Annotated in this window: 14 protein-coding genes; 11 read left to right on the forward strand and 3 right to left on the reverse strand. The window is 72.8% G+C overall.

Annotation, left to right across the window (positions count from 1 at the left end):
* Positions 1 to 12: 12 nt before the first annotated feature.
* The 7 genes from dxr to ACFRCG_RS39180 all read left to right on the forward strand — a co-directional run bounded on the left by dxr (position 13) and on the right by ACFRCG_RS39180 (position 8,685).
* The gene (gene dxr, locus ACFRCG_RS39150) at positions 13 to 1,275 is read left to right on the forward strand and encodes a 1-deoxy-D-xylulose-5-phosphate reductoisomerase (RefSeq protein ID WP_380040515.1); all 1,263 of its coding nucleotides are present in this window, start codon (positions 13 to 15) and stop codon (positions 1,273 to 1,275) included.
* Positions 1,272 to 2,573 (forward strand): M50 family metallopeptidase, encoded by a 1,302-nt coding sequence (locus tag ACFRCG_RS39155; RefSeq protein ID WP_380040517.1) that lies wholly within the window; start codon positions 1,272 to 1,274, stop codon positions 2,571 to 2,573. Before dxr ends, ACFRCG_RS39155 begins: the two co-directional genes overlap by 4 nt.
* 164 nt (positions 2,574 to 2,737) lie before the next feature.
* A complete protein-coding gene (ispG, locus tag ACFRCG_RS39160) occupies positions 2,738 to 3,895 on the forward strand; it encodes a flavodoxin-dependent (E)-4-hydroxy-3-methylbut-2-enyl-diphosphate synthase (protein WP_380003075.1) in 1,158 nt (385 codons plus the stop codon).
* A 296-nt stretch (positions 3,896 to 4,191) separates the two neighbouring features.
* Positions 4,192 to 5,640, forward strand: a complete 1,449-nt coding sequence (locus tag ACFRCG_RS39165) for an alpha/beta hydrolase (RefSeq protein ID WP_380040519.1) — start codon at positions 4,192 to 4,194, stop codon at positions 5,638 to 5,640.
* The gene (locus ACFRCG_RS39170) at positions 5,637 to 7,133 is read left to right on the forward strand and encodes an alpha/beta hydrolase (protein ID WP_380040521.1); all 1,497 of its coding nucleotides are present in this window, start codon (positions 5,637 to 5,639) and stop codon (positions 7,131 to 7,133) included. The genes ACFRCG_RS39165 and ACFRCG_RS39170 overlap by 4 nt, the downstream gene beginning before the upstream one ends.
* 102 nt (positions 7,134 to 7,235) lie before the next feature.
* Positions 7,236 to 8,093 carry a GNAT family N-acetyltransferase gene (locus ACFRCG_RS39175; RefSeq protein ID WP_380003078.1) on the forward strand — a complete coding sequence of 286 codons (858 nt, stop codon included), beginning with the start codon at positions 7,236 to 7,238 and terminating at the stop codon, positions 8,091 to 8,093.
* Between the two features lie 64 nt (positions 8,094 to 8,157).
* Positions 8,158 to 8,685: a GNAT family N-acetyltransferase gene (locus tag ACFRCG_RS39180; protein WP_380040523.1), complete on the forward strand. Its 528-nt coding sequence runs from the start codon at positions 8,158 to 8,160 to the stop codon at positions 8,683 to 8,685.
* Between the two features lie 64 nt (positions 8,686 to 8,749).
* Here the strand turns inward: ACFRCG_RS39180 and ACFRCG_RS39185 are convergent, their stop codons facing one another.
* The 3 genes from ACFRCG_RS39185 to ACFRCG_RS39195 are packed head-to-tail and all read right to left on the reverse strand — an operon-like array spanning position 8,750 to position 10,616.
* Entirely contained in the window at positions 8,750 to 9,667 is a 918-nt protein-coding gene (locus tag ACFRCG_RS39185) for an aminoglycoside phosphotransferase family protein (RefSeq protein ID WP_380040525.1), read from the reverse strand.
* Positions 9,664 to 10,149: a ferritin-like domain-containing protein gene (locus tag ACFRCG_RS39190; protein ID WP_380040527.1), complete on the reverse strand. Its 486-nt coding sequence runs from the start codon at positions 10,147 to 10,149 to the stop codon at positions 9,664 to 9,666. Before ACFRCG_RS39190 ends, ACFRCG_RS39185 begins: the two co-directional genes overlap by 4 nt.
* A complete protein-coding gene (locus ACFRCG_RS39195; protein WP_380040529.1) occupies positions 10,146 to 10,616 on the reverse strand; it encodes a hypothetical protein in 471 nt (156 codons plus the stop codon). Before ACFRCG_RS39195 ends, ACFRCG_RS39190 begins: the two co-directional genes overlap by 4 nt.
* Positions 10,617 to 10,848: 232 nt before the next feature.
* Here ACFRCG_RS39195 and rimP point away from each other — a divergent pair, with 232 nt between their 5' ends.
* The 4 genes from rimP (at position 10,849) to infB (ending at position 16,087) form a co-directional block, all read left to right on the forward strand.
* Positions 10,849 to 11,412, forward strand: coding sequence for a ribosome maturation factor RimP (rimP, locus tag ACFRCG_RS39200; protein WP_380040531.1), 564 nt, complete (start codon positions 10,849 to 10,851; stop codon positions 11,410 to 11,412).
* 3 nt (positions 11,413 to 11,415) lie between these two features.
* Positions 11,416 to 12,438 carry a transcription termination factor NusA gene (gene nusA / locus ACFRCG_RS39205; protein ID WP_380040533.1) on the forward strand — a complete coding sequence of 341 codons (1,023 nt, stop codon included), beginning with the start codon at positions 11,416 to 11,418 and terminating at the stop codon, positions 12,436 to 12,438.
* Positions 12,439 to 12,446: 8 nt separating this feature from the next.
* Positions 12,447 to 12,815, forward strand: a complete 369-nt coding sequence (locus tag ACFRCG_RS39210; RefSeq protein WP_380040539.1) for a YlxR family protein — start codon at positions 12,447 to 12,449, stop codon at positions 12,813 to 12,815.
* Between the two features lie 98 nt (positions 12,816 to 12,913).
* A complete protein-coding gene (gene infB, locus ACFRCG_RS39215; RefSeq protein ID WP_380040535.1) occupies positions 12,914 to 16,087 on the forward strand; it encodes a translation initiation factor IF-2 in 3,174 nt (1,057 codons plus the stop codon).
* The last annotated feature ends 49 nt before the right edge of the window (positions 16,088 to 16,136 follow it).

Below are 16,136 nucleotides of genomic sequence, written 5' to 3' on the forward strand. Positions count from 1 at the left end.
CACAATGGAGGGATGGACTCCCTGGCCGATCCGTACGCGCCCTTCGCCGCCCCCGACCAGCCGCCCGGCCGACGGGACGTCGTCCTGCTCGGTTCCACCGGATCGATCGGTACCCAGACCATCGACGTGGTGCGCGCCCACCCCGAGCTGTTCCGCATCGTCGGCCTGTCCGCCGGCGGCGGCCGGGTCGACGAACTGGCCCGGCAGGCGCTCGAACTCGGGGTCGAGGTGGTCGCGGTGGCCAAGGCGTCCGCCGCGCAGGACCTGCAACTGGCCTTCTACGCCGAGGCGCAGCGCCGCGGCTACGCCAAGGGGCAGTACAAGCTGCCGCGCATCCTGGCCGGCCCCACCGCCGCCACCGAACTCGCCGAACACCCGTGCGACGTGGTGCTCAACGGCATCACCGGCTCGATCGGCCTGGCCCCCACCCTGGCCGCGCTGACCGCGGGACGCACCCTCGCGCTGGCCAACAAGGAGTCGCTGATCGTCGGCGGCCCGCTGGTCAAGGCGATCGCCAAGCCCGGCCAGATCGTCCCGGTCGACTCCGAGCACTCCGCGCTGATCCAGGCGCTGCGCGGGGGCCGGGCCGATCAGGTCAAGCGGCTCGTGGTCACCGCCAGCGGCGGCCCGTTCCGCGGTCGCACCCGCGCCGACCTGGTCGACGTCACCCCCGCGCAGGCCGCGGCACACCCCACCTGGGACATGGGCCCGGTGATCACGATCAACTCCGCGACCCTGGTCAACAAGGGGCTGGAGGTGATCGAGGCGCACCTGCTCTACGACATCCCCTTCGAGCGGATCGAGGTGGTGGTCCACCCGCAGTCGATCGTGCACTCGATGGTGGAGTTCACCGACGGCTCGACGCTGGCCCAGGCGTCCCCACCCGACATGCGGCTGCCGATCGCGCTCGGCCTGTCCTGGCCCGACCGGGTGCCCGACGCGGCGGCCGGCTGCGACTGGACCAAGGCGGCCACCTGGGAGTTCTTCCCGCTCGACCACGAGGCCTTCCCGGCGGTCGAGCTGGCGTGCGCCGCGGGCCGCGCCGGCGGCACCGCGCCCGCGGTGTTCAACGCGGCCAACGAGGAGTGTGTGGACGCGTTCGTCGCGGGACACCTGGGGTTCAACGGCATCACCGACACGGTCGCCGCCGTGGTGAGCGAGCATGATGTACGTGGGGACGGCAACCGGTTGACACTGGAGGACGTCCTCGACGCGGAGGACTGGGCGCGCCGACGGGCACGCGAGATCATCGCCCACGGAGGAGAACCCCGTTGACCCTGTTCATGACGATCCTCGGCATCGTCGTCTTTGTCGTGGGCCTGCTGTTCTCCATCGCCTGGCACGAGGCGGGCCACCTGGTCACGGGCAAGATGTTCGGTGTCCGGGTGCCGCAGTACATGGTCGGCTTCGGCAAGACGTTGTGGTCGAAGAAGATCGGCGAGACCGAATACGGCCTCAAGGCGATCCCGGCCGGCGGCTACTGCCGGCTGATCGGGATGTTCCCGCCGGACGCGTCGGGCAAGGTCCAGGCCCGCAGCACCTCGCCGTGGCGCAGCATGATCGAGGACGCCCGGGAGGCGTCCTACGAGGAGGTCGGTCCCGGCGACGAGGACCGGATGTTCTACCAGCGCAAGCCGTGGCAGCGCACGATCATCATGCTCGCGGGCCCGTTCATGAACCTGGTCCTGGCCATCGCTCTGCTCGCGGTGTACCTGATGGGCTTCGGGATCAACAAGACCACCTCGACGGTGAGCACCGTCTCCGAGTGTGTGGTCAGCGCCGACGCGAAGACCGACAAGTGCCCCGAGGGCGCCAAGGCGGCACCGGGCAAGGCGGCTGGTCTGCTGCCGGGCGACCGCATCGTCTCGTTCAACGGGCAGAAGATCGGCGACTACGACAAGCTCCAGGGCCTGATCCGCAAGTCGTCCGGCGAGGTCACCCTCGTGGTCGACCGCAAGGGCCAAAAGCTGACCCTCAAGCCGGTGCTCGAACAGAACAAGATGATCAAGATCGACGGCGACGGGCGGGCCGTGCCCAATCAGTACGTCACCACCGGCTTCCTGGGCATCAGTCCCGCGACCGGGATCCAGCGCCAGAGCGCCGCCGAGTCCGTCGAATTCACCGGTGACATCGTCAAGAACGCCTTCCACGGCCTGCTGCGCATCCCGCAGAAGGTCCCCGCCCTGTGGGGCGCGGCCTTCCAGGGCGACAAGCGCGATCAGGACTCCCCGGTCGGCGTGGTCGGCGCGGCCCGGGTCGGCGGCGAGGTCGCCGCGCTGGACGTGCCCCCGTCCCAGCGGGTCGGCCTGATGATCTTCATCATCGCCGGCTTCAACGTGTCCCTGTTCCTGTTCAACATGCTGCCGCTGCTCCCGCTCGACGGCGGCCATGTGATCGGTGCGTGGTGGGAGTCGATCCGGCGCCGGATCGCGAGCCTGCGCAAGCGGCCGGACCCGGGCCCGTTCGACGTGGCCCGGCTGATGCCGGTCGCCTACGTCGTGGCCTCGATCTTCATCGCCTTCACCGTCCTGGTGTTGATCGCCGACCTGATCAACCCCGTGAAGGTCACCTAGGCTCTCGCGTCGAGAACGCGCCCGTATCCCGACCGGGCCGGCCCACCGTGTGTCGATCAGGCAACAGGTGGGACGGCACAGGGGTACGGGCGCGTCCGTACCGGTGGACGGTGGCGTAGCGTTGACGACGACCTACCCGCCGAACCCACGGGACTCAAGCGAACATGACCGCGATCCAGCTCGGAATGCCGTCCGTACCTGCCCGGCCCCTCACGCCGCGCCGCAAGTCACGGCAGATCATGGTCGGCAACGTGGCCGTCGGCGGAGACGCCCCGGTGTCGGTGCAGTCCATGACCACCACCTTGACCTCCGACGTCAACGCCACGCTTCAGCAGATCGCCGAGCTGACCGCGTCCGGCTGTCAGATCGTCCGGGTCGCGGTCCCCTCGCAGGACGACGCCGACGCGCTGCCCGCGATCGCGCGCAAGTCGCAGATCCCGGTGATCGCGGACATCCACTTCCAGCCGAAGTACGTCTTCGCCGCGATCGACGCCGGTTGTGCCGCGGTGCGGGTGAACCCGGGCAACATCAAGCAGTTCGACGACAAGATCGCCGAGATCGCCAAGGCGGCCTCCGCGGCCGGCACCCCGATCCGGATCGGCGTCAACGCCGGATCGCTGGACAAGCGACTGCTCGCCAAGCACGGCAGGGCCACCCCCGAGGCGCTGGTGGAGTCCGCGCTGTGGGAGTGCTCGTTGTTCGAGGAGCACGACTTCCGCGACATCAAGATCTCGGTCAAGCACAACGACCCGGTCGTGATGATCGAGGCCTACCGGCTGCTCGCCGAGCGCTGCGAATACCCGCTGCACCTGGGCGTCACCGAGGCCGGGCCCGCCTTCCAGGGCACGATCAAGTCCGCGGTCGCGTTCGGCGCGCTGCTGTCGCAGGGCATCGGCGACACCATCCGGGTCTCCCTCTCCGCCCCGCCGGTCGAGGAGATCAAGGTCGGCAACCAGATCCTGGAGTCGCTCGGACTGCGCCAACGCGGCCTGGAGATCGTCTCCTGCCCGTCCTGCGGCCGGGCCCAGGTCGATGTGTACAAGCTCGCGGAGGAGGTCACCGCGGGCCTGGACGGGCTCAAGGTGCCGCTGCGGGTGGCCGTCATGGGCTGCGTCGTCAACGGCCCCGGCGAGGCCCGCGAGGCGGACCTCGGCGTGGCGTCGGGCAACGGCAAGGGGCAGATCTTCGTCAAGGGCGAGGTGATCAAGACCGTGCCCGAGTCGAAGATCGTCGAGACGCTGATCGACGAGGCGCTCAAGCTGGCCGAGCAGATGCAGGCCGACGGTGTGATCAGCGGCGAGCCGATCGTCGACATCGCCTGAGCCGGTCGCCCGAGCCGGTTGCCGGGCGGGGCGTCGCCGGGGGCGGATTTCGGCCGGTGTGCCAGCCGGCCGCGGTCGGCTCGACCGAGGCGGGTCCACGCGGATCCACCCCGGTTCAGGCCGCTCCGCCCCGGTCCATCCCGATCCGGTGGGGTCCACCCCGGTTCGAGCCCGACCGGATCAATCGGCTCGCCCACGCGAGTGACATATCGTTGATGCGCCCCGACCCCAGGTAATCGACCCCGATCATCGAGACACATGATCGGGGCGTCGCCCCCGGGGGAGGGGCGTCGCGCGTGGGACGCATCGTCGTGGCCGTAGTGGCCGTCGCCGCCATGATCGCGGGCACCGCCGCGGGACCCGCGAGTGGTCCCGACACGGCGCACCCGGCCGTCGGGAGCACGCCCGGCGTCGTATGGGGCGGCTGCCCCGACGATGTCGCCGAACCGGGGCTGCGCTGCGGCACGCTGGCCGTGCCCGTCGACCACGCGCGCCCCGACGGGCCCACCACCACGCTGGGCCTGTCGCTCGCGGCGGCGACCGGCGGGCGGGCCCGGCGCGGCACGATCGTGGTCAACCCCGGCGGACCGGGCGGCGGCGGGATGTGGTTGGCCGGGCTGGTCCGCCGCGCCCTGCCCGAACGGGTGCGGCAGAGCTACGACATCGTCGGCGTCGACCCCCGCGGCAACCACCACAGCGACCCGATCTCGTGTGTCGACGCGAGCTTCGACCGGGCGCCCAGGCCCGACCCGGTGCCCGCCACGGCGCGGGACGAGGAACGGCTGGTCGAGCGCGCCCGCACCTATGCCGGCGGCTGCGCCGAGCGCGCCGGCCACCTCCTCCCACACCTGGGCACCCTGGAGAACGCCCGCGACCTGGACCTGGTCCGAGCCGCGCTCGGCCGGCCGAAACTCTCCTTCATCGGCTGGTCCTACGGGACCTATCTGGGCGCGGTCTACGGGCAGTTGTTCCCCGAGCGGGTCGACCGGATGATCCTGGACAGCATCGTCGACCCGCGCCCCGACCAGGTCTGGTACGGCTCCAACCTGCGTCAGGACATCGCCTTCCAGGGCCGTTGGCGCGACTTCCTCCACGCCTCGGGCCCCGACCTGGACCCGATCTTCACGCGTGTGCTCGCCGCCGCCCGTAACCGCCCCCTCGCCGACGCGGTCGGCCCCGCCGAGCTCTACGACCTCGCCACCCGGACCCTGTACAACTCGCAGCACTGGCCCGGCTTCGCCGACGCCCTGCGCGCCTGGGACCGCGGCGACCCGGCCCCGCTCGGCGCGCTGTACACGCCGCCCACCGTGCAGGACGCCAACGGCACCGCGATCTACACCGCCGTCGAGTGCCACGACGGGCCGTGGCCGCGCGACTGGGCGGTGTGGGATCGCGACGCGCGCGCCGTGGACGCCACCGCCCCGCTCACCGCCTGGTCCAACACCTGGCTGAACGCGCCCTGTGCGTTCTGGCCGGTACCGGCCCGGACCCCGACGCGCATCGACGGCCACGACCTGCCGCCGGTGCTGCTCATCCAGGGCACCCGCGATCCGGCGACCCCGCCCGCCGGGGCGAACGCGCTGCACGACGCGCTGCCCTCCTCACGCCTGATCACCGTGCTCGGCGAAGGCGACCACGGGATCCTCGCGTTCCAGCCCAACGACTGCGTCATGGCCGCCGCCGCGGCCTACCTGACCGACGGCACGCTCCCGGCGGGCCGCGACACCACCTGTGAGGAATCGTGACCCGCGCCGTCCGCGCCCTCCTGGCCGGCGCGCTCACCGCCGCCGCGCTCACCGCCGCCCCCGCACCGGCCCGCGCGGGCACCGAGCCGATCACGTGGGGCGACTGCCCGACGGGCACCGCGCCGGGCGAGCGCTGCGGCAGCATCGGCGCGCCGCTCGACCACACCCGCCCCGACGGCGCCCGGATCCGGGTCGGCGTCTCCCGGGTGCCGGCCACCGGGAGCCGGGCCGAGTATCAGGGCGTCCTGGTGGTCAACTTCGGCGGCCCCGGCGCCTCCTCCGTCGGCTCGATGGCCGCGCTGGCCGGCGGCCTGCCCGAGCGGCTGCGCCGGGCCTACGACCTGATCGGCTTCGACCTGCGCGGGCGCGGCACCAGCACGCGGGTCGTCTGCACCGACCCGGTCACCTTCGGCCGCGGGCCCAGGCCCGATCCGGCCGTGCCCGCCGGTCGCGCCGCCCACCTGGCCGCGACCCGCGCGTTCGCCGACGGTTGCCGGGCCTCCGCGCCCGACCTGCTGCCGCACCTGACCACCCGCGACATCGCCCGCGATCTCGACCTGGTCCGGGCCGCGTTCGGCGCGGAGCGGCTGAGCTTCCTGGGCTACTCGTACGGGACCTACCTGGGCGCGGTGTACGGGCAACTGTTCCCTCGGCGGGTGCACCGGATGCTCCTGGACAGCGTGGTGGACCCGACCGAGGTCTGGTACGGGACCGGCTTCCTCCAGGCCCGCGCCTTCTCCGCGCGTCAGCGCGACTGGGCGGCCTGGGCCGCCGACCGCGACGACCGCTACCACCTGGGCACGAGCGCGGCCCGGGTGCTGGCCGGCTGGGACGTGCTGCGCGCCCGCCTCGTGGCAGAGCCCGCCGACGGCGTCTTCGGCGGCGTCGAACTCGACCAGTTCACCATCGGCTCGCTCTACACCGATCGCGACTGGCCCCGGCTGGCCGGCGCGCTCGCCGACTACGCGTCCGGCGACCCGGCGGCGCTGGTCGCGTCCCGGCGGGCCGCGACCGGCGAGGAGGTCAACTTCGAGTCGGTGTTCCAGACCGTTTCCTGCGCGGACGCCCCCTTCCCGGCCGACGAGCGGGTCTTCGAGGCGGACATGGTCCGACTCCGGGCCCGCGACGGGGCGCTCGGCGCGGCGATCGCCTCGCCCGGGGCGTGCCTGTACCTGCAGACCAACACCGCGCCGCCGACCCGGATCGACGGGGCGGGACTGCCCGGTGTGCTGCTGATCCAGTCCGTGGGCGACCCGGCCACGCCCTACGAGGGGGCGCTGCGCATGCACGACGCGCTGCCCTCCTCGCGGCTGTTGACCGTGCGCGGCAACGGCAACCACGGGCACTACCTCGTCGACGGCCCGTGCGTGGACGACCGGGCCACGGGGTACCTCGTCGACGGGACCCTGCCCGCGAACGACATCGAGTGCGACGCCGCCGCGCCGGAGGGCCCCGTGACGCGCCGACCGGGGGTGCCGAGGCTGCCGCGCTGATGCGCCCGCCGATCCCCGTACCTCCCGGGCGGCACATACGGCCTGGACCTGCATAGGGTGGTGCCGCAACAACCGGCATTTCCCCAAGGTCCGCCCGATGGCATGGTGAGGCACGTGCTGAGCTCGGTTTCCACCAAGGTCCTGGACGGGACCGACCTGTCCGCCGTCCAGGCGCTGCTCGACCGCGACCCGGTCACCAACGTCTTCGTCGCGTCCCGGGTCCGGCTCGCCGGTGTCGATCCGTGGCGCCTGGGCGGCGAGCTGTGGGGCTACTACGAGGGCGGCCTGCTCACCTCGCTGTGCTACGCGGGGGCGAACCTGGTCCCGGTCGAGGCCGGGCCCGACGCGATACGGTCCTTCGCCGAACGTGCCCGGCGCCAGGGGCGGCGCTGCTCGTCGATCGTCGGCCCCGCCGAGGCGGCGGCCGGTCTGTGGCGGCTGCTCGAACCCGCCTGGGGACCCGCCCGCGACGTACGCCCTGTGCAGCCGCTGATGGTCGCCGGCCGGCCCTCGACCGAGGTGCCTGCGGATCCGCTGGTGCGCCGGGTGCGGCCGGACGAGCTGGATCTGGTGATGCCCGCGTGCGTGTCGATGTTCACCGAGGAGGTCGGAGTCTCGCCCCTGATCGGCGACGGTGGCACGCTGTATCGCGCACGGGTGTCCGAACTCATCGCCGGCGGCCGTGCGTTCGCCCGGATCGAGGACGGCAGGGTGGTGTTCAAGGCGGAGATCGGCGCGGTCACCCGGCACGCGTGCCAGATCCAGGGTGTGTGGGTGGCCCCGGAGCGGCGCGGTGAGGGGCTGTCCGAGATCGGCATGGCGGCGGTGCTGCGGCACGCGCTCGCCGAGGTCGCGCCGGTGGCCAGCCTGTACGTGAACAGCTACAACGGACCCGCCCGCGCGGCCTATCGGCGGGTCGGCTTCGCCGAGACCGGCGCCTTCATGAGTGTGTTGTTCTGATGCGGCACGAGCGTGTTGTTCCGATGCGGCGCCGGCGGCTCGTCCCGATGGAGTGCGTGTGCTGATGGAGTGGACGTGCCGGGTCGTCGACCTCGCCGCGTACGCGGACGAGGCGGTCGAGGTACAGGCCCACGCGTTCGGGCTCGCCGACGACGAGATCGCGATCCGGCAGCGGATAATGCGCCGCCACGCGACCTTCGCCGGGGTGCGCTCGCTCGGCGCGTTCGACGGCGCAGGTCGCCTGGTCGGCTTCGGCTACGGCTATCCGAACCTCACCGACCAGTGGTGGAGCCTGGTGATCGAGCCGCACCTGGCCCGGGAGGGCCATCGGGCCTGGCTGGACGAGTCGTTCGTGGTCGGCGAGTTGCACGTGTTGCCGCACTGGCAGGGGCACGGCATCGGCCGCACGCTGATCGGCCTGCTGTGCCGGGGCCAGGACCGCTCGCACATCCTGCTCTCCGCGATCGACGAGCAGACCCCGGCGCGCCGGCTCTATCGCGGCCTGGGCTTCGTCGACCTGGCCCGCCCGGTGCTGTTCCCGGGCAACAACCGGCCCTACACCGTGATGGGCGCGATCCTGCCCTTCGCGTGAGGTCGCCGCGCCCGATCCCGCGGCGCCCGACGGCGCCGCCGCGCGCCGGTCGCCGAAGCGCGGCTCAGGACAGCCACTCCGCGACCGACAGCAGGTCCTCGCCGGCCGGGTCGTCCACCGACAGGCACCACAGGCCCAGCGCCAACGCCTGCACCAGCGCCCATCCGCGCACCCGCTCGGCGTCCAGGTCCAGCGCGTTCGCCAACCACGTCACCCGCCGCCGCACCAGCGCCTGCGGACGCGGCTCGGCGACCACCGTGGCCATCCGGTCCCGGACCAGCGGCCCCAGGTCGAAGGCCCGCTCGCCGAGCATCGGCCGCGGATCGATGGCCAGCCACTTCGCCCGGGTGCCCGCGAGCACGTTGCCGTGGTGGCAGTCGGTGTGCAGCACCACCACCTCCGGCTGCGACGCGGCCAGTTCGGCGCACAGCTCCACCGCCTCGTCGACCAGCGCCCTCGGGCACGGCCCGGCCAGGTCTGCGTAGCGCCGCGGGATCGATTCGCCCCAGTGCCCGGCTCGCTCCGCGACCGGCTCGATCGGGCAGTCGGCGGGCGGGGCCACCCACAACCGGCGGACCACCTCCGCGGCCTCCAGCATCGCCCGATCCTCCGCCAACGAGCGCAGCGAGACGTCCGGCCGCAGCCGCTCCAGCAACAGCGCGCCGCGCGCCGGATCCGCCTCCAGCAACCGCACCGCGCCGGCGCCGTCCCACAGCGCGAGCGCGGTCGGCTCGTGCGCGGTGTAGCGATCCACGAAGCCCAGCTTGAGCGTGGCCGGCGTGTCGTCCGCCCGGCGGACCAGGAGGGTCAAGCTCAGCGCGCCGCCGGGAATGATCGGCCGCTCCACGGTCAGCCCCCAGCGCGCCGCGTACTCCGCGACCGCGTCCGGCAGCCCCGCGAGCCACCCGCGCGCGGCCTCCTCGCCGCACCAGCGCAGCGCGGTCCGCGTCAGCCGTTCCGGTAGCTCGACCCGATCGTTCACGTGCGGCCCCCCGCCGTCGCCGTCCCCGAACCACCCTCCTCGGGCACCCCCGGGAAGGGTGTACTCGCCCCCCGCCAGCGCACCCCCCACACCGCGGCCTCGCGCAACCAGCCCGCCGCCTCCGCCCGCAGCGGCGCCCCGGCCGCGGCCACCAGCGCGCCGAGGTGCAGCGCGACCCCGTCCTCCAGGTACACCGCGAGCCGGGTCGCGTCCGCCGGCGTGGCCACCGCGAAGGGCACCGTGTACGCGGGCGCCGCCGGCGGCGCGGTCGCGCCCCGGTCGGCGATCAGCCGGGTGATCGTGTCCCGCCGGGCCCGATGCGCGTCCAGCGCGGTCCGCGCCTGGGTCCGGGCGGCGCCGGTCAGCCGCCCGCCCGCGATGCCGTATCCGTAGACCGCCGCGTGCTCCGCGTCCAGCGCGTCGCGCAGCGCCTTCACCTCGACGGCGGCGGCCCCCGACGGGGTCGGACGCGGCGTACTCACGATGCGCTCCGAAGCAGTTGGGCGTGTCCCGCCAGACACGCCGAGGTGGCCGCCAGTCGGCGGGCGAGATCGGGGGAGACCCGGTCCAGGTCGACCAGTCGCTCGTCCGAGGCCTGCTGCGCCCGGTCGGCGATCGTGGTGGTCGCCGCGGCGAGGTCGTCGGGCGCGGCCCCGGGGGGCGGCGCGGGGTGTGTCGCGCGACCGGCGAAGGCGGTCAGGTGTTGCCGCAACTCGACCGACAGCGGCCGGATCCGCTCGGCCAACGGGGCGTGCCGCGCGGCCACCGCGTCGTAGTGCGCCAACAGCGCCCCGGTCGCCGCGTACGCCCGGTCGCGCGCCGCGTCGTCGGCCTTGCGCCGCCCTTGGTCCGAACCCCCGCCGTCGTCGCAACCGGCGACCGCGGCGGCGATCGTCGCTGCGGTCACGGCGCCGAGGACGGCCCGTCGCGTCGGCCCCGCGTCGCGCATGCGTCCCGCTCCTGAACCTCGTCCGTGATGTCCGTGCCGCCTCCGGCCGTGTCGGACGCTACCGCATGGCCGGGCCTGTGGAGCCCGCCGGACATCCGGCGGACAACCCGTGTACGCCGGGCGGACGTGCGCGAGATGGCTCCCGGACCGGATACTGTTGTCCTCCCCCGACCCGCCCTCCGGCGGTCGACGCACCTGAGACAACAGCACACGCAGCCGAGGAGTCACCCGGATGAGCACCACCACGTTGGACCGGCTGCGGGAGTTGCTGGAGCCGGTGGTATCGACCCTGGGCGTGGATCTCGAGGAAGTTTCCCTCACTCCCGCCGGCAAACGGCGTGTGCTGCGCGTGATGGTGGCCGCGGACGGCGGCGTCGACCTGGACAAGGTCGCCGAGGTCAGCCGCGCGGTCTCCGACGTGCTCGACCCGAGCGACGTGCTCGGTTCGCTGCCCTACCTGCTGGAAGTCACCACCCCCGGCGTGGACCGCCCGCTGACGCTGGAGCGGCACTGGCGCCGCGCGGCCGATCGGCTGGTCTTGGTGCAACTGCACGACGGCGGCACGGTGACCGGCCGGATCGGCGCGAGCGACGCGGAGGGTGTGGAACTGGACGTCGACGGCACGCCGCGACGGTTGACCTGGGACGAGGTGGCCAAGGCCGTCGTACAGGTCGAGTTCAACCGCAAGGGCAAGGACTCGGCGAGCACCGCCGAGACCGAAGAAGACGACGAGGACGACGACACCGGTGCCGAGCACGACACCGACGCGGACGACACCATGGACGAGGAGGCGTAGGACGTGGACATCGACATGAGCGCCCTGCGCGGGCTCGAGCGCGAAAAAGAGATCAAGTTCGACCTCCTGGTCGAGGCCATCGAGTCGGCCCTGTTGATCGCCTACCACCGCACCGAGGGCAGCCTGCCCAAGGCGCGCGTGGAGCTGGACCGGGCAAGCGGTCACGTCACCGTATGGGCGACCGAGACCGACGAGGCCGGTCAGCGCGTGCGCGAGTTCGACGACACCCCGGACGACTTCGGCCGGATCGCGGCGACCACCGCCAAGCAGGTGATCCTGCAGCGGCTGCGCGACGCCGAGGAGGAGATCACGTTCGGCGAGTTCGCCGGCCGTGAGGGCGAGATCGTCGCCGGTGTGGTCCAGCAGGGCAAGGACAACCGCAACGTCCTGGTGGACCTGGGTCGCATCGAGGCGATCCTGCCGCCCCAGGAGCAGGTGCCGGGCGAGCGGTACGCGCACGGCATGCGCCTGCGCTGCTATGTCGTACAGGTGCGGCGTGGGCCCAAGGGGCCGTCCATCACGCTCTCGCGCACCCACCCCAACCTGGTGCGGAGGCTGTTCGCGCTGGAGGTCCCGGAGATCGCCGACGGCAGCGTCGAGATCGCCGCGATCGCCCGCGAGGCCGGCCACCGCTCCAAGATCGCCGTCTACTCCACGCGTGCCGGGCTCAACCCCAAGGGCGCGTGCATCGGGCCGATGGGCGCGCGCGTGCGCGCCGTGATGGCCGAGTTGAACGGCGAGAAGATCGACATCGTCGACTGGTCGGACGACCCCGCGCGGATGGTGGCCAACGCGCTGTCGCCGGCGCGGGTGAGCAAGGTCGAGATCGTGGACCTCGCCGCGCGCTCCGCCCGGGTGACGGTGCCCGACTACCAGCTCTCGCTGGCGATCGGCAAGGAAGGGCAGAATGCCCGACTTGCCGCGCGATTGACCGGATGGCGCATCGACATCCGGCCGGACACCGAGACCACCGATTCGGAGGACCGGACCCGGTCGACCGAACCAGGTCGCGGTGAGGAGCGGTAGACTTGAACATGTCTGGTCGCAGGCGTGCCCGAGCATGCCCTCGTACAAGGTCGGAGGAGCGGGAAATCACCGCTTCCCCGTGCCGAACGTGCGTAGGTTGTCGGCAGCGTGCGGCCAAGGCCGACCTATTGCGGGTCGTGGCGGTCGAGGGCGTTTGTGTCCCCGATCCCCGCGGCCGAATGCCCGGGCGGGGAGCGCATCTGCACCCCGATCCGGAGTGCCTGGCCCAGGCGGAGCGCCGCAAGGCGTTCGTTCGGGCTTTGCGCGTGCCGGGGCCGCTGGACTCGGCACCACTGCGTGCTTTTTTGAGCGGTGATGGGTTGTCAGAGGTCGGTCGGACAGGTCCAGCGAAGCGGTACCTCGCGAGTCGGAAGTAGGTCGAGATTGCGATGAGCACTCGATGAGTACGCGATGAGTACAGACATGCGGTAGTGACGGTCCGGCGGACGACCAACCCCGGACCAGAAGGAGCGACGTGGCAAAGGTCCGGGTATACGAACTCGCCAAGGAGTTCGGAGTCGAGAGCAAGGTCGTCATGGCCAAGCTCCAAGAACTCGGTGAGTTCGTTCGTTCGGCGTCCTCGACGATCGAGGCGCCGGTTGTTCGCAAATTGACGGAAGCACTCAAGACGGAAGGCGGGCCCGCCCGCCGCGCCCCGCGTCCGCCGGCCTCGTCCGGTGCGTCGCAGGGTGCCCCCTCCCCGCAGGGCGCCTCGCGCCCTGCCCCCGCTCCGGGCCCGCGCCCGGCGGGTGCGCCGACGCCGGGCCCGCGCCCGACGCCGCGCCCGGCCCCCCAGGGCAGCACCGCCCCGCCCGTGGTGCCGGCCGCGCCGGCCGCGGAGGCGACTCCGGCCGCCCCGCGTCAGGCGGAGCGTCCCGCGGCACAGTCGGGTCCGCGTCCGGGCGGCGCGCCCGCTCCGGGTCCGCGTCCGGCCGCACGTCCCGCCGAGCGCGGTCCGGCCGAGCGCGGCCAGGGCGACCGCGGTCCCGCCGAGCGTGGTCCGCGTTCGGACCGTCCCGCCGCGGCCTCCTCGGGTCCGGCGGCGGGCAGCCGTCCGGGTCCGCGTCCGGGTGGTCCCGGTCAGGGCGGCCCCGGTGGTCGTCCCGAGCGCGGTGACCGTCCCGAGCGCGGCGAGCGCTCCTCCGGTCCGCGTACCGGCGGCGCACCGTCCGCCGGTGGCCCGCGTGCCGGTGGTCCCGGTCAGGGTGGTGCCCCCCGTCCGGGTGGCGCGCGTCCGGCCGGACCGCGTCCGGGCAACAACCCCTTCACCTCGGGCAGCACCGGTATGCCGCGGCCGCAGGCCGCCGGCGGCGGTCGCCCCACCCCGGGCGGCATGCCGCCGCGTCCGCAGGGTCCTGCGGCCGCCGGCCCGCGTCCGGGTGGCTCGGGTGGTCCCGCGGGTCCGCGTCCGGGTGGTAGCGCGGGCCCCGGTGGCCCGCGTCCGAACCCGGGCATGATGCCCAACCGTCCGGCGCCCGCGCGTGGCCCGGGTGGTCCCGGCCGTCCGGGCGGTGCGCCCGGTCGTCCCGGTCCCGGTGGCGGCGGCGGTCGTCCGGCGGGTGCCGGCGGCGGTGGCGGTCGTCCCGGTGGCGGCGGTGGCGGCTTCGGCGGTCCCCGTCCCGGCGGTGGCGGCGGCGGCGCTCCGGGTCGTCCCGGTGGCGGCGGCGGCTTCGCCGGTCGTCCCGGCGGCGGCGGTCGTGGCGGCCCGGGTGGTCGCGGCGGCACGCAGGGCGCGTTCGGTCGTCCCGGTGGGCGTCCGGGCCGCGCGCGCAAGTCGAAGCGTCAGCGTCGTCAAGAGTTCGACCAGATGCAGGCTCCGTCCGCCGGTGGCGTGATGGCTCCTCGCGGCAACGGGCGCGTCGTCCGGATGTCGCGCGGTGCCTCGCTCACCGACTTCGCGGAGAAGATCAACGCGAACCCGGCGGCACTGGTCCAGATCATGTTCAACCTGGGCTCGATGCTGACCGCGACGCAGTCGGTGAGCGACGACGAGCTGCAGACTCTCGGGGCCGAGCTCGACTTCGTGATCCAGATCGTCTCCCCCGAGGAGGAGGACCGCGAGCTGCTCGAGTCCTTCGACCTCGAATGGGGCGAGGACGAGGGCGACGAGGACGACCTGGAGGCGCGTCCGCCGGTCGTCACCGTCATGGGTCACGTCGACCACGGCAAGACCCGCCTGCTCGACGCGATCCGCAAGACGAACGTGATCGCGGGCGAGGCCGGTGGCATCACCCAGCACATCGGTGCCTACCAGGTCGCGACCACGGTCAACGACGTCGACCGCAAGATCACCCTGATCGACACCCCCGGTCACGAGGCGTTCACCGCCATGCGTGCCCGCGGCGCCAAGTCGACGGACATCGCGATCCTCGTGGTCGCGGCGGACGACGGCGTGAAGCCGCAGACGATCGAGGCGCTCAACCACGCGCAGGCCGCGGGCGTGCCGATCGTGGTGGCGGTCAACAAGATCGACAAGGAGGGCGCGGACCCGACCAAGGTGCGCGGCCAGCTCACCGAGTACGGGCTCGTGGCCGAGGAGTACGGCGGCGACACGATGTTCGTCGACATCTCGGCGAAGCAGGGCATGGGCATCGACGACCTGCTCGAGGCGGTCGTGCTGACCGCCGACGCGGCGCTGGAGCTCACCGCCAACCCGCACCAGGAGGCCCAGGGCATCGCGATCGAGGGTCACCTCGACAAGGGCCGCGGCCCGGTCGCCACCGTCCTGGTCCAGCGCGGCACGCTGCACATCGGCGACGCCATCGTGGTCGGCGAGGCCTACGGCCGCGTCCGCGCGATGATCGACGAGAACGGCAACAACCTCACCGAGGCCACGCCGTCGCGTCCGGTCATGGTGCTCGGCCTGACCTCGGTGCCCGGCGCCGGTGACAACTTCCTCGTGGTCGAGGAAGAGCGCACCGCGCGGCAGATCGCCGAGAAGCGGGCGGCCCGGGAGCGCAACGCGGTCCTGGCCCGTCGGTCGAAGCGGGTCTCGCTGGAGGACCTGGACAAGGCCCTCAAGGCCGGCGAGATGCAGCAGCTCAACCTCATCCTCAAGGGCGACGGCTCCGGTTCGGTGGAGGCGTTGGAGGACGCGCTGCTCAACCTGGACGTCGGCGAAGAGGTCGAGCTGCGGATCATCGACCGCGGCGTCGGTGCCATCACCGAGTCCAACGTCACCCTGGCGATGGCCTCGGACGCGATCATCATCGGCTTCAACGTCCGGCCGGAGGGCCGGGCGCGGACGATGGCCGACCGCGAGGGCGTCGACATCCGCTTCTACTCGGTGATCTACCAGGCCATCGAGGAGATCGAGGCCGCGCTCAAGGGCATGCTCAAGCCCGAGTTCGAAGAGGTCCAGCTGGGCACGGCGCAGATCCGCGCGGTGTTCCGCTCCTCCAAGCTCGGCAACATCGCGGGCTGCATGGTCACCGGCGGGACGATCAAGCGCAACACCAAGGCGCGGATCATCCGGCAGGGGGCCGTGGTCGCCGACAACCTCAACGTCGAGGGCCTGCGCCGCGAGAAGGACGACGTCACCGAGGTCCGCGAGGGCTTCGAGTGCGGTATCAACCTCGGTTCGTTCAACGACATCAAGGTCGAGGACATCATCGAGACGTTCGAGATGCGGGAGAAGCCGCGAGGCTGATCCGGTAGGGCGTTCGAGCGCCTGCGACCGCCGATCCGGTGGTCGCGGG

Source organism: Embleya sp. NPDC056575 (assembly GCF_042793325.1).
Taxonomy (GTDB): domain Bacteria; phylum Actinomycetota; class Actinomycetes; order Streptomycetales; family Streptomycetaceae; genus Embleya.